This is a genomic window from Streptomyces prunicolor (assembly GCF_045162825.1).
GTDB classification, from domain to species: domain Bacteria; phylum Actinomycetota; class Actinomycetes; order Streptomycetales; family Streptomycetaceae; genus Streptomyces; species Streptomyces prunicolor.
In genome coordinates this window covers 5,349,703-5,361,395 of the sequence record NZ_CP108676.1, presented here as the reverse complement: position 1 = coordinate 5,361,395, position 11,693 = coordinate 5,349,703, and the positions used below count along the sequence as shown (strand labels likewise).

Genomic DNA, 11,693 nt, shown 5'->3' with positions numbered 1-11,693 from the left:
AACTGGATTCCTCCCTGCGGCGAAGTACGGGTGAAAGCCCAATCTTCATCAGCGTGTTCGCATGGACGAGAGGAGCCCCGATGACCGTCGAACCAGGCATCAGAGTGGGGCAGGACAGCGCCGCCTCGACGAGTGACGCCTCGGTGATCGAACGGTCGTGGGAGAAGCCCGAGGCATTCGCCGTGCTCTTCGACCGCCACGCCGACTCGGTGCACCGTTACGCGGCGCGCCGGCTCGGCACGGAGGTCGCCGAGGACCTGATGGCGGAGACGTTCACCACCGCGTTCCAACAGCGCTTCCGGTACAACACGGAACTGGCCGACGCCCGACCGTGGTTGTTCGGCATCGCGACCAACCTCATAGGCCGGCACCGGCGTGCTGAGGCCCGACGGCTGAAGGCGATCGGCCGGCTGCCGTCGGCCGCACCCGCCGACGGTTCCGAGGACCCGGTCGCCGACCAGGTGGCCGCGCGGGTCAGCGCACAGGCCGTACGGGGCGAACTGGCCCTGGCGATGGCCCGGTTGCCCGCCCGGCACCGGGACGTGCTGCTGCTGGTCGCCTGGGCCGACCTCGGCTACGAGGAGGTCGCCCGCGCACTGGAGGTACCGGTGGGGACGGTCCGGTCACGGCTGCACAGGGCTCGCAGAAAACTTCGCGACGCATTGGGCGGATCCGATCCGACAGCCTTCCCAGAGGAATCCGAGGAATCCGACGATGAATGAACTGATGCGTGGACTGGAGCCCTTGACGGAGTGGGACGCGGACACGCCCCCGCTCACGGACACCGCACGCGCGCGTGCGCTCTTCCGCCTCCACCAGACGATGCACGTCCCTGCCGCTCCTGTGACCGTCGGGCGCCGTCCGATCCTGCGGATGGCGGTGGCGGGCGTCGCGGCGGCGGCGATCACCACGACCGTGCTGATCGCCAACGACTCCTCCCCCCGCACCCAGCCGGTGAGCGCGACCACCGTGCTGCACGGCGCGGCGACCGAGGAACGTCGCCTGGAGAAGCCGATCGCCCCGCGCGACGACCAGTTCATCTACACCAAGGAGATCATCAAGGAGACGCCGACCAAGGGCGGCTCGACCCGCACCTACGTCGACGAGAGCTGGAGCTCGGTCGACGGCTCCAAGAAGTCCTACGTCAGCGAACTGGGCCACAAGCAGTGGGTCCCGGTGTTCGTTCCGGGCCAGGGCACCTGGCCGCCGAGGAGGTGGACCGAGCTCGAGCAACTTCCCACCGATCCGCGCAAGTTGCTGATCACCCTGCGGGACGTGGGCGGAAAGCCGGACTACAGCAAGCCGATGAGGGCCGCCGACTGGCCGATGACCCAGATCTTCGTCTCCGCTCTGCTCCGCACCCCCGTCCTGCCGAAGGGCCTGCGCTCCGCGGCCTACGAGGCGCTCGCCAGTGTCCCCGGCATCAAGGTCCTGCCGCACCAGAAGGACGCCGACGGCCGCGAGGGCATCGGCATCCAGTACGTCGGCGCCCCCGGAACCCTCTGGGCGCACGGCGGCCCGATCATGGTGTTCGACGCGAAGACGTACCGGTACCTCGGCATGCGCGACCAGCGGACGGCGGGCGGGAAGACGTACCAACAGTGGTCGTACGTCGCCGTGAGCGCCGTGGTGGACCGGGTGATGCAGCGGCCGTAGGGATGTGAGGTGAGGGAGGTGAGGTGCCGGTCGGCGGGGTCAACTGGGCATGTTTCGAGGGTCGTTGAGCGAACCACCGGAATACGTTCGGGCGAACCACCGGTATACGCAGACGCCTCGGGAAAACATGAACCATGCGACCGGACGACTGGCACCTCACCGCTGACGTCGAGGACTTCCTGGCCCGAGCCGGAGAGTTCCTGAGGTCACGCCCCACGCCACACACCCAGACACTGACGGCGACCGAGAAGCTACGAAGGCGGGGGCCGGAGGCACAACACGGCGCCGAGGCCCCCGTGTTCGGACGACTGGAACGAGCGGGCGAGGTCCACGCCACCTTCTACCGCCTCCCGTCCCGCGGCCTGGCCCCCACCGCCCTCACCCCCGAGCAGGCCGACACCCTGGCCGCCCACCTGGCGGACCTCGGGCACGCTCTGCCCTACGTCACCGCGGACCAGAGCACCGCGAGCGCGTTCGCGGAGGCATGGCAACGCCACACAGGCGCGACGCCGACACTCCGCGTCCGTCTCCACCTCTACCGACTCGGCACCCTCACCCCACCGCAGCCGTTCCCGGAAGGCAGGGGCCGGGTCGCGGGCGAGGGCGTGGAGGACCATGAGCAAGTCGCCCACTGGTGCGGTGAGTTCGCCGCCGCAGTCGACGAAGTCCTCCCCACTTCCTGGGCCGACACCCGCTTCGCGGACAAACACTTCACGTTCTGGGAGACCCCGGACGGCACTCCGGTCTCCATCGCCGGCTCGACCTCGAAGATCGGCGGCATGGTCCGCGTGGACCCCGTCTACACCCCGCCCCACCTCCGAGGTCGCGGCTACGCCGCCGCCGTGACGACCGAGGTGACCAGAGCCGCACTGGCCACGGGCGCGACGGACGTCGTCCTCTTCACGGACCCGGACAACCCCACCAGCAACGCCCTCTACCAGCGCCTCGGTTATGTCCTGTTCACGGACTGGGCGGTGTACGACTTCTCGGGTGCCGCGGCGGGGCGGCCTGCCCGGGTGTAGTCCGCCGCGCAGCCGGAGATCTTCTCGGTCACCTTCCAGGGAGCCGGAATCGGAGGGACAGCGCGGACCTGCACGTATCCTCCGAGCCGTGACACCGATATATGTGCTGGACGGCACGCGGATCAGAACGCTGGAAGACTTCTGGCGAGTCATCGGCGAAGCGATCAACGGTCCCGGGGGCTACTTCGGTCGGAACCTCGACGCCTTCGCCGACTGCCTCAGCGGTGGCTTCGGAGCACCCGACGACGATGACTATGTGGTGGAGTGGCGCGACCACCAGGTGTCTCGCGAGCATCTCGGCCATCCGGAGACAGCTCGCCAGTTGGAGATCCGGTTGTCACGCTGTCACCCCACGAACCGCCCTTCGGTCAGCGTCGACCTTGCCGCAGCGAGACAAGAGCGGGGAACCACTGTCTTTGACTGGCTGGTCAAGATCTTCGACGATCGCGCTCCTGGCGTCCTGCGCCTCGGGTGACGGGCGGGCAAGCCCTCCATCATGGCGTCACGTCCAAGCCGTCGGATCCGGTGACCAGCGATTTCTGTGAGTGCGCAGGCCCTTTACCGGATGAAGGCGACCTGCCTACGGCGGGCCGCGCGCTGGCAGCCATGGGCCGCCGCCGCTCCTCGTCTCCGCCACCGCTTCTCGTCTCCGCCGCCGCTCCGGGGCCCCCACCCGCTCAGTGCGCAACATCGCCAAGGCGTACTGCCGGAGCAGGCCCCGGGGGCCCACCGGTACGTGGAGACGAAGCGGTCCACGTGCGGAACTGAGCAACAACCCCAAGTGGTGGACTAGGGGCCCGTGGACCACGGGCCCCGCACAAGGCCCCGGCCCGGTACGCTGTACCCGCTCCGTCCCTGGTGGGCGTGTGCGCAGGTGGGTTGCCCGAGCGGCCTAAGGGAACGGTCTTGAAAACCGTCGTCGCAGCGATGTGACCGTGGGTTCAAATCCCACACCCACCGCGTGGATTGGCGGCCCCCGACCGGGAATTGCGGTCGGGGGCCGTCGTCGTACGGGGTGGGGTGCCGGACCGTGTTTCTGAGGGCAGCGCGTCGGCCCGCGATACCGCCGCGACGTCCTAGCTCTGCGCCCTCACCCAAGGCCGGACCCCGAGCTTCCCGGTGGTTCCCAGGTCGAGGTGGGGAGTCACCGTCACCGGGGCGGCACCGGCCTTCGCGCGCACCCGTACGTAGGGCACGTTCACCGCCGTGCCGAACTCGGTGGTGTTGCGCCACACCAGGCCCGCGGTCGCCGACTCGCCGGGCTTGAGGGTGATGGTCTGTGGCGGCTTGTCGGGCCCGGCGCCGGTGGTGATCTCGGTGCTGCCGGAGAGGATCTTGATGCCGTGGACGGGGTTGAAGTCGTCGTCCAGGAGTTCCAGCTTCGGGTAGCCCTTGATCGTGTAGTCGCGCGTGCCGCAGTTGTCGAGATGCAGGCCCACGACGCGCAGCCCCATGGCCGCGTCGCCCTGGTCGGCGCTGACCCGGATGCCGGAGGCGGGGCAGGTGCCCGGCGCGGCCGGTGCCTCGTTCGCGGGGACCTTGGTCACTTCGAGGACCTTGGCCCCCGTCACCCGCGGTGTGCTGAGCGGCAGTCTTCCGGCGCGCACCGTACCGCGCACGGTCTTCCCGGGGCCTACGTCGCGCACGGTCGCCGTCTGGTTGGACATGGCCCCGCCGTCGGCGCTCGTGAAGGTGAAGACGACCGTGTAGGTCAGGGTCTTGGTGCCCTTGTTGGTCACCTCGTAGGTGGCGGAGATCCCCGAGTCCACGGTGAGGGTCTCGGCGGAGACGGACGTGCTGCGGGTGGGCGACGGGGAGGCCGACGGGAGGGTCAGGGAGGTGATCCGTACGCCGTCCTTGCCCGGGTCGTCGACCTGTGTGCGGGACGACGGTTCGGCCGTGTCCGTGCCGGTGCTCGCGGAGCCCGCGCGGTCCGTTCCGCAGGCCGTGAGCAGCAGGGCGGTCGCGGCGACAACTGGGAGAAGGCAAGCGGGTCTTGGCATTCGCTCACCTCATCAGGGCGCGGATCACGCGTATGTGATGGAGGCCATAGTTCCGGCAACGGGAGTGTCACAAGTGGGGTGGGAGCGAGGCGTGTTGGAGTGGAGCGGCATGACGATGCGTCAAATGAGGCTACGGCTCAGTGAGTTACCGGTCACCCCGGGTTCGTGACGCCCACACCCTGACCCGGTCTCACGGCCGCCGCCCCGTCATCCGCGCCGCCGAAGCGATGGTCGCCCGCGCCTCCCTCTCCGACAGCCCCGTGCCCAGCGCCGCCTCGACCAAGGGGTCGACGAGCGCGGGCCCGATGTCGTTCTCGTAGGCGCGGCAGGCCGCCCAGAAGAGGCGGGTGTTGCGTTGGCCTTCGTGGGCGGCGAGGACGAACTGGACCAGGCCCTGGCCGTGTTGGCCGGTCGAGGTGGGCGTGGGGTGGTTCGTGCGGGGTGGGGGGAGGAGCAGGCGCAGGAGGGCCGGCGGGCAGGGCGCGGGGGCCAGGTGGGCGGTGGCCGGGGCGGCGCCGTAGAGGCCGTGGTCGGTGCGGGAGCCGGGGCCGACGAGGTAGCCGCCGGCGCCGCGGATGTCGATGCCGGGGGCGAGGCGGCCCGCGGAGTTGGGGACGACGACGTCCGGCGGGCCGGTGAGCCAGAGGTGGCGGCCGCCGCTGGGGGTCAGGACGACGACGGTCTCGGGGATCGTGAACAGGTGGCGGAGGGCGAGTTCGCGCAGGGCGGACGAGGAGTCCGTGCCGGACTTGGTGTCGAGGTCGATGCCGATCAGGTGGTGCGGCGGCAGTCCGCACGCGATGCCGTAGCCGGTGGCCCAGGGCGCGGCGGCGAACAGTTCGCGGATGCGCGCCGGGTCGGACGAGGCGTCGTACACCCCGTGGCCGAGGCGTCCGCACTCGCCGTGGCAGCGCGGGCCCGTCGAGGTCACCGCGCCTGCCTCGCCCGTCGTGCTCAGCAGGTCGTCGCGGTGCGGGGAGCGCAGGGCCGGGAGTTTGGTGCGGGACAGGGGGATCACGGCCAGTCCGCGTTCGGCGGCTGACAGGGCGTGTGCGAGGGCCAGCGTCGTGGCCTGCCGGTCGGTGGTGGCCATGCCTCCATGTTCGTACGAGTGTTCGAAAAAAGGAAGAGGGAGAGGCGGCGACTCGCCGGGGCGGGCGGATTGGCCGGAAATCTGGCGGAACGCTTCGCCCCTTGGGGTGCCTGGGGTGAGCTGTCCGAACTGCCCTGAACTGTGGCTTCAGTGTAGGCGAAGGGGTTTATCGACTTGTCATCACGCTTCAGGGGGAATAACCGCTTCCGGTCTGGTTCGCCGGGGATTCGGTGGGCAACTCTGGTTCCGCGACGTTGTGCACCACACACCGAGGCGGTCGGCCAACTGCCTTGGCAGAAGCAGTACTTGAAGCCGTAGTTCATGTGCGTTCGGCCACGGAGCCGGTACGCACCCTGTTCTGGAGGAACAACATGGCAAGCATCCGTACCGCCCGCGTCATCGCCGCCGTCTCCGCCCTCCCGCTGGCAGCCGCCCTCTTCACTGGCGTCGCGGCGGCGGACAACGGCGCCATCGCGGGCAACGGATCGAACGCGGGTGTGGCGACCGTCAGCGGCAGCGGGGTCGGGCACGACAACAAGGGCAACTCGTCCACCACACAGCAGCAGGCGGTCGGCTCGGGGGCCTCGAACCAGAGCAACACCGCCCAGGTAAACGGTTCCGCGTTCACCGCCATCAACCAGGGAAACGAGAACGTCGCCGTCAACTTCGCCAACTTCTGGTAGCCGCGCCCGACTTCCGCGCGGGGATGCGCGGGAGTGTGTGAGGTGCGAGAGGTGTGCTCTCTGGGGTTGTGACACGTCTGCGCGGCGGTGCTTCGGTGCCGCCGCGCAGGCGTTTTTCGTGCGCCACGCGTGCGTGCCCGGACGGTTGGACCGCCGTGCCGTAACGACCTTGACAGTGCACGGCATCTGACGGACAGTCAGAAACCCCTGTCCGTACGACGTCTACGTGACCTACGACGCTTACGACACCTATGACGCCTACGTGACCTATGACGCCCACGTCGCCCCGGAGGTCCGCCGCCGTGTACCTCGCCCCCACCCCCCGCCAACGGCGACTGCGCGCCGAACTCCGCGCGTACTTCGCCGCGTTGATGCCGGACGGACCACCCGGCGCGGACGACCCCCAGGGCCAGCGGGCCCTGCTGCGCCGGATCGGCGGCGACGGCTGGCTCGGGCTCGGGTGGCCCGTCGAGTACGGCGGCCAAGGGCGCGGCGCCGACGAGCAGTTCGTGTTCTTCGACGAGGCCTACCGGGCGAACGCACCCGTCTCGATGGTCACCCTGAACACCGTCGGCCCGACCCTCATGAAGTACGGCAGCGAGGAGCAGAAGGCCGCCCTCCTGCCGGGGATCCTGCGCGGCGACCTCGTCTTCGCGATCGGCTACAGCGAACCCTCGGCCGGCACGGACCTCGCGTCCCTGCGCACGCGCGCGGTACGGCGAGGAACGGGGAGCGAAGCGGATGGGGACGGGGATGGAGACGCGGGTGGCTGGCTGATCGACGGGCAGAAGATCTTCACCTCCAACGCCCACAACGCCGACTGGATCTGGCTCGCCTGCCGCACCGACCCCGAGGCCCCCAAACACCGCGGCATCTCGATCATCCTGGTCCCGACCGACGCGCCCGGCTTCTCGTGGACGCCGATCGACACGGTCGGCGGGCAGCGGACGACGGCCACGTACTACGACGGGGTCCGCGTCCCGGCCGGCAATCTCGTCGGCGCGGAGAACGAGGGCTGGTCCCTCATCACCAACCAGCTCAACCACGAGCGGGTCGCCCTCGCCGCGACCGGAATGCAGGCCGAGGACTTCTACACGGCCGTGCTGACCGCCGCCCGCACACCCGATCCGGTGACGGGGCGGCGTCGGGTTGACGAGCCGTGGGTGCGCTCTCAGCTGGCCGAGGCACATGCCCGGCTGGCGGCGACGCGCCTGCTCAACTGGCGTTTGGTGGGTGATGTCGGGGCGGGCCGGCTGGCCCCCGGCGACGCGAGCGGCGTGAAAGTCGTGGGAACCGAATCGACGGTCGCGGTGTACCAGATATGTCAGCACGTTGCCGGGACGGACGGGCCGCAGGGACCGGACGGGGCGACGGGGCTGGCAGGGCTGGTGCGTTCGGGTTCGCCGGGTGTCTTCGGGGACGGCGAGCTGGAGCGGTTGAACAGGGCGGCGCAGATCAACACGTTCGGGGGCGGGGTGAGCGAGGTGCAGCGGGAGATCGTCGCGACGATGCGGCTCGGGATGACGAGGGGGCGGAGGTGAGCACGGTGGTCGATGAGCTGGGGGCGCGACTCAAGACGTACGAGGGACGTGCGGCCGCCGTCGCGGGCAGGGGCAAGGACCCCGTCAACGAGCCGATGATCCGGCACTGGTGCGAGGCGATGGGCGACACGAATCCGGCGTACGCGGGGCCGGACGCCGTCGCCCCGCCCACCATGCTCCAGGCATGGACCATGGGCGGCCTCTCCGGGCACACGGGTCGCACGGGGGCCTACGACGAGCTGTTCGACCTCCTCGACGAGGCGGGCTGCACCTCCGTGGTCGCCACCGACTGCGAGCAGGAGTATCTACGGCCCCTGCGGCCGGGCGACGAGGTCACGTTCGACGCGGTCATCGAGTCGGTGTCGGACCGCAAGACGACGAAGCTGGGCACGGGGTACTTCGTCACCACACGCATGGACGTCCGGGTCGGACCGGACCTCGTCGGCACCCACCGCTTCCGCATCCTCAAGTACGCCCCCGCGAGACAGAAACAGAAGATCAGAAGTGCTCGCCGCCCCCGCCCCGTCGTCAACCGGGACAACGCAGGCTTCTGGGAGGGCGTGGAGCGGCACCAACTCCTCATCCAGCGCTGCACGGACTGCGGCACCCTGCGCCACCCCTGGCTGCCTGGCTGCAACGCCTGCGGAGGCCTGGACTGGGACACGGTCGAGGCGAGCGGCGACGGCACGGTCTACTCGTACGTGGTGATGCACCACCCGCCCTTCCCCGCCTTCGATCCTCCCTACGCGGTCGGGCTGATCGAACTCGCCGAGGGCGTGCGGATCGTGAGCAACGTGGTGGGCGTGCCCTACGACAAGGTCCGCATCGGGTTGCCGGTAAGGCTCGAATTCCAGCGGTACGACGATGAAGACGGGCCACTGGTGCTCCCCGTCTTCCGGGCGCAGGAAGGCCGAGAGGGCGAGGTGGGCTGACATGGACTTCACACCGACCGAGGAGCAGGCGGCGGCCCGTGACCTGGCCGCCCGTATCTTCGGCGACCTCTCGACACCGGAGCGGCTCACGGCGGCCGGGACGGACAGCGACCCGGAGTTGTGGAAGGCCCTGTGCGCGGCCGGACTGGTGGGCGCCGTCGAGGAGTTGGGCCTGCTCGGGCTCGTGCTCCTCCTGGAGGAACAGGGGCGGACGACCGCCCAGGTGCCTTTCGCGTCGACCTGTGTGTACGGGCTGCTGGCGGTCGCGGCCCACGGCTCCCCCGAGCAGCGGGAGCGGTTGTTGCCGGGGATCGGGGACGGGTCGGTGGTGGTGTGCGGGGCGTTTCCGGCGCAGGGGGGTGTACGGGCGAGAGGTGCACGGGGGGAGGCCGAGCGAGGTCAGGATGAACAGGCGTCCGCGCAGGGCGAGTTGACCGGAACCGTCCCCGTCGTCCCCTGGTTGCGTGACGCCACGCACGTCCTGGTCGCCGACGACCGGCGCGAGTTGTGGCTCACCCCGGTCGCGGAGGCAGCGCGCGTCGAGCCGGTCGAGCTGACGGCGCCCTGGTCGGCGGGGCGACTGACGCTGGACGGCACACCGGCGGAACGGCTCGGTGCGAGGGGCGTTCACCAGGGTGACCAGCTCCAGTCCCGCCCCCCAACTCCCTCCCCCTACACCGACGTTCTGGCCACCGCCCGTACCGCCTTCGCCGGGCTGCAGGCCGGGGTGTGTGCCGGTTCGCTCGCGCGGGCCGTGGCGCACGTCAACACCCGGGAGCAGTTCGGGCGTCCGTTGGCGACGCGGCAGGCGGTTCAACTCCGGGCGGCCGACGCGCACATGGACGTAGAGGCGATACGCGTGACGGCGTACGAGGCGTCCTGGCGGCGGGATGCGGGGTTGCCGTACGCCACGCACGCGCTGACCGCCGCCTGGTGGGCGTCCGAGGCGGGCCTGCGTGTCGTTCACACGGGTCAGCATCTGCACGGCGGGGCGGGAGCCGACCTGGACCATCCGGTGCACCGGCACTTCCTCTGGGGCCGGCAGCTGGACGCGTACCTGGGCTGTGGGGGCGAAGTGCTCCAGGAGCTGGGGGAGTTGATCGTGAGCGAGGGCGAAGAAGCGGAGGTGGGAGAGGAATGACAGCGGAAGCACCGGCGCGAGTGAAGGCGGGTGACGAGCTGCCGCCGCTGGAGATCGAGATCACCCGCACCCTGATCGTCGCCGGAGCAGTCGCCTCCCGTGACTACCAGGACGTGCACCACGACGCGGAGGCGGCACGGCAGAAGGGCTCCCCCGACATCTTCATGAACATCCTGACGACGAACGGCCTGGTCGGCCGCTACATCACGGACCACTTCGGACCGGGAGCCACACTCCGCAAGGTGGCCATACGGCTCGGCGCCCCCAACTACCCGGGCGACACGATGGTGTTGACGGGGCGGATCGAGGAGGCGGACGGCGACACCGCGACGGTACGGGTGCTCGGGGCGAACGGCATCGGCAGACATGTGACCGGCATGGTCACGGTCACCGTGCCGACCGGGCCCGAGGTCACCGCAGCCACGAGCGAGGCCGGGGAATGAGCGCCCGCACCCGCGACACCCTCGGCGGACGCGCCGCGATCGTCGGGATCGGGGCGACGGAGTTCTCCAAGGACTCGGGGCGCAGTGAGCTGCGGCTGGCCGTGGAGGCGGTGCGGGCCGCGCTGGACGACGCGGGGCTGACACCGGCGGACGTGGACGGGATGGTCACGTTCACGATGGACACCAACCCGGAGATCACCGTGGCCCAGGCCTGCGGGATCGGTGAGCTGTCCTTCTTCTCCCGGGTCCACTACGGCGGCGGCGCGGCCTGCGCGACCGTGCAGCAGGCGGCGCTGGCCGTGGCGGCGGGGGTCGCGGAGGTGGTGGTCTGCTACCGCGCCTTCAACGAGAGGTCGGGACGCAGATTCGGCTCGGGGGTGACACACCGGGAGCCGTCGGCGGAGGGCGCGGCGCTCGGCTGGGCGCTGCCGTTCGGGCTGCTCACGCCGGCGTCGTGGGTGGCGATGGCGGCGCAGCGGTATCTGCACACGTACGGCCTGACGCCAGAGGTGTTCGGGCAGGTGGCGGTGGTGGACCGTAAGTACGCGGCGACGAACCCGGCGGCGTACTTCCACGGCAGGCCGATCACGCTCGCCGAGCACGCGGCCTCGCGGTGGATCGTGGAGCCGCTCAGGCTGCTGGACTGCTGCCAGGAGACGGACGGCGCCCAGGCGATCGTCGTCACGTCGGTGGAGCGGGCCCGCGACCTGGCGCGTCCACCGGCGGTGATAGCGGCGGCGGCGCAGGGTGCCGGGCGGGCGCAGGAGCAGATGACCAGCTTCTACCGCGACGACCTGACCGGCCTGCCGGAGATGGGCGTGGTCGCGCGCCAGCTGTGGCGGACGGCGGGGCTGGGCCCGGAGGACATGGACGTGGCGATCCTGTACGACCACTTCACGCCGTTCGTGCTGATGCAGCTGGAGGAGTTCGGGTTCTGCGGGAAGGGGGAGGCGGCGGACTTCGTGGCCGAGGAGCGGCTGCCGATCAACACGCACGGGGGACAGCTCGGGGAGGCGTATCTGCATGGGATGAACGGCATCGCGGAAGGCGTCCGGCAGGTGCGCGGCACGGCCGTGAACCGGATACCGGGGGCAGGGCGGGTCCTGGTGACGGCGGGGACGGGGGTACCGACCTCGGGGCTGATCCTCACCGCCGCTGGTACGTAGGGATTAGCCCCCA

At 70.3% G+C, this 11,693-nt stretch carries 12 protein-coding genes and 1 tRNA gene; 11 read left to right on the top strand and 2 right to left on the bottom strand.

Translation table 11 applies throughout. The features are described 5' to 3' along the window. The first annotated feature begins 80 nt into the window (after nucleotides 1-80). The 5 genes from OG588_RS24595 (at nucleotide 81) to OG588_RS24575 (ending at nucleotide 3,638) form a co-directional block, all read left to right on the top strand. Nucleotides 81-722, top strand: coding sequence for an RNA polymerase sigma factor (locus OG588_RS24595; protein ID WP_405949185.1), 642 nt, complete (start codon nucleotides 81-83; stop codon nucleotides 720-722). Further along, nucleotides 715-1,656, top strand: a complete 942-nt coding sequence (locus OG588_RS24590) for a CU044_5270 family protein (RefSeq protein WP_405949184.1) — start codon at nucleotides 715-717, stop codon at nucleotides 1,654-1,656. Before OG588_RS24595 ends, OG588_RS24590 begins: the two co-directional genes overlap by 8 nt. 134 nt (nucleotides 1,657-1,790) lie before the next feature. After that, nucleotides 1,791-2,678 (top strand): GNAT family N-acetyltransferase, encoded by an 888-nt coding sequence (locus OG588_RS24585; RefSeq protein WP_405949183.1) that lies wholly within the window; start codon nucleotides 1,791-1,793, stop codon nucleotides 2,676-2,678. A gap of 88 nt (nucleotides 2,679-2,766) precedes the next feature. Continuing rightward, on the top strand, nucleotides 2,767-3,153 hold the full coding sequence (locus OG588_RS24580) for a barstar family protein (protein ID WP_405949182.1): 387 nt from the start codon (nucleotides 2,767-2,769) through the stop codon (nucleotides 3,151-3,153). A gap of 398 nt (nucleotides 3,154-3,551) precedes the next feature. Further along, nucleotides 3,552-3,638 (top strand) — tRNA-Ser (locus OG588_RS24575). Between the two features lie 116 nt (nucleotides 3,639-3,754). On the opposite strand, the gene OG588_RS24570 is transcribed toward OG588_RS24575, so the two are convergent. Beyond that, entirely contained in the window at nucleotides 3,755-4,681 is a 927-nt protein-coding gene (locus OG588_RS24570) for a DUF4232 domain-containing protein (RefSeq protein WP_405949181.1), read from the bottom strand. Between the two features lie 190 nt (nucleotides 4,682-4,871). Further along, a complete protein-coding gene (locus tag OG588_RS24565) occupies nucleotides 4,872-5,774 on the bottom strand; it encodes a bifunctional DNA primase/polymerase (protein ID WP_405949180.1) in 903 nt (300 codons plus the stop codon). A gap of 371 nt (nucleotides 5,775-6,145) precedes the next feature. Here OG588_RS24565 and OG588_RS24560 point away from each other — a divergent pair, with 371 nt between their 5' ends. The 6 genes from OG588_RS24560 (at nucleotide 6,146) to OG588_RS24535 (ending at nucleotide 11,680) form a co-directional block, all read left to right on the top strand. Continuing rightward, entirely contained in the window at nucleotides 6,146-6,457 is a 312-nt protein-coding gene (locus OG588_RS24560; RefSeq protein ID WP_019055045.1) for a hypothetical protein, read from the top strand. Nucleotides 6,458-6,759: 302 nt separating this feature from the next. Continuing rightward, nucleotides 6,760-7,998: an acyl-CoA dehydrogenase family protein gene (locus OG588_RS24555; RefSeq protein ID WP_405949179.1), complete on the top strand. Its 1,239-nt coding sequence runs from the start codon at nucleotides 6,760-6,762 to the stop codon at nucleotides 7,996-7,998. Beyond that, nucleotides 7,995-8,930, top strand: a complete 936-nt coding sequence (locus tag OG588_RS24550) for a bifunctional MaoC family dehydratase N-terminal/OB-fold nucleic acid binding domain-containing protein (RefSeq protein ID WP_405949178.1) — start codon at nucleotides 7,995-7,997, stop codon at nucleotides 8,928-8,930. Before OG588_RS24555 ends, OG588_RS24550 begins: the two co-directional genes overlap by 4 nt. Nucleotide 8,931: 1 nt before the next feature. Beyond that, nucleotides 8,932-10,071, top strand: coding sequence for an acyl-CoA dehydrogenase family protein (locus tag OG588_RS24545; protein WP_405949177.1), 1,140 nt, complete (start codon nucleotides 8,932-8,934; stop codon nucleotides 10,069-10,071). A gap of 20 nt (nucleotides 10,072-10,091) precedes the next feature. Further along, nucleotides 10,092-10,514, top strand: a complete 423-nt coding sequence (locus OG588_RS24540; protein WP_405953199.1) for a MaoC family dehydratase — start codon at nucleotides 10,092-10,094, stop codon at nucleotides 10,512-10,514. Beyond that, on the top strand, nucleotides 10,511-11,680 hold the full coding sequence (locus tag OG588_RS24535) for a lipid-transfer protein (RefSeq protein WP_405949176.1): 1,170 nt from the start codon (nucleotides 10,511-10,513) through the stop codon (nucleotides 11,678-11,680). The genes OG588_RS24540 and OG588_RS24535 overlap by 4 nt, the downstream gene beginning before the upstream one ends. Nucleotides 11,681-11,693: the final 13 nt, after the last annotated feature.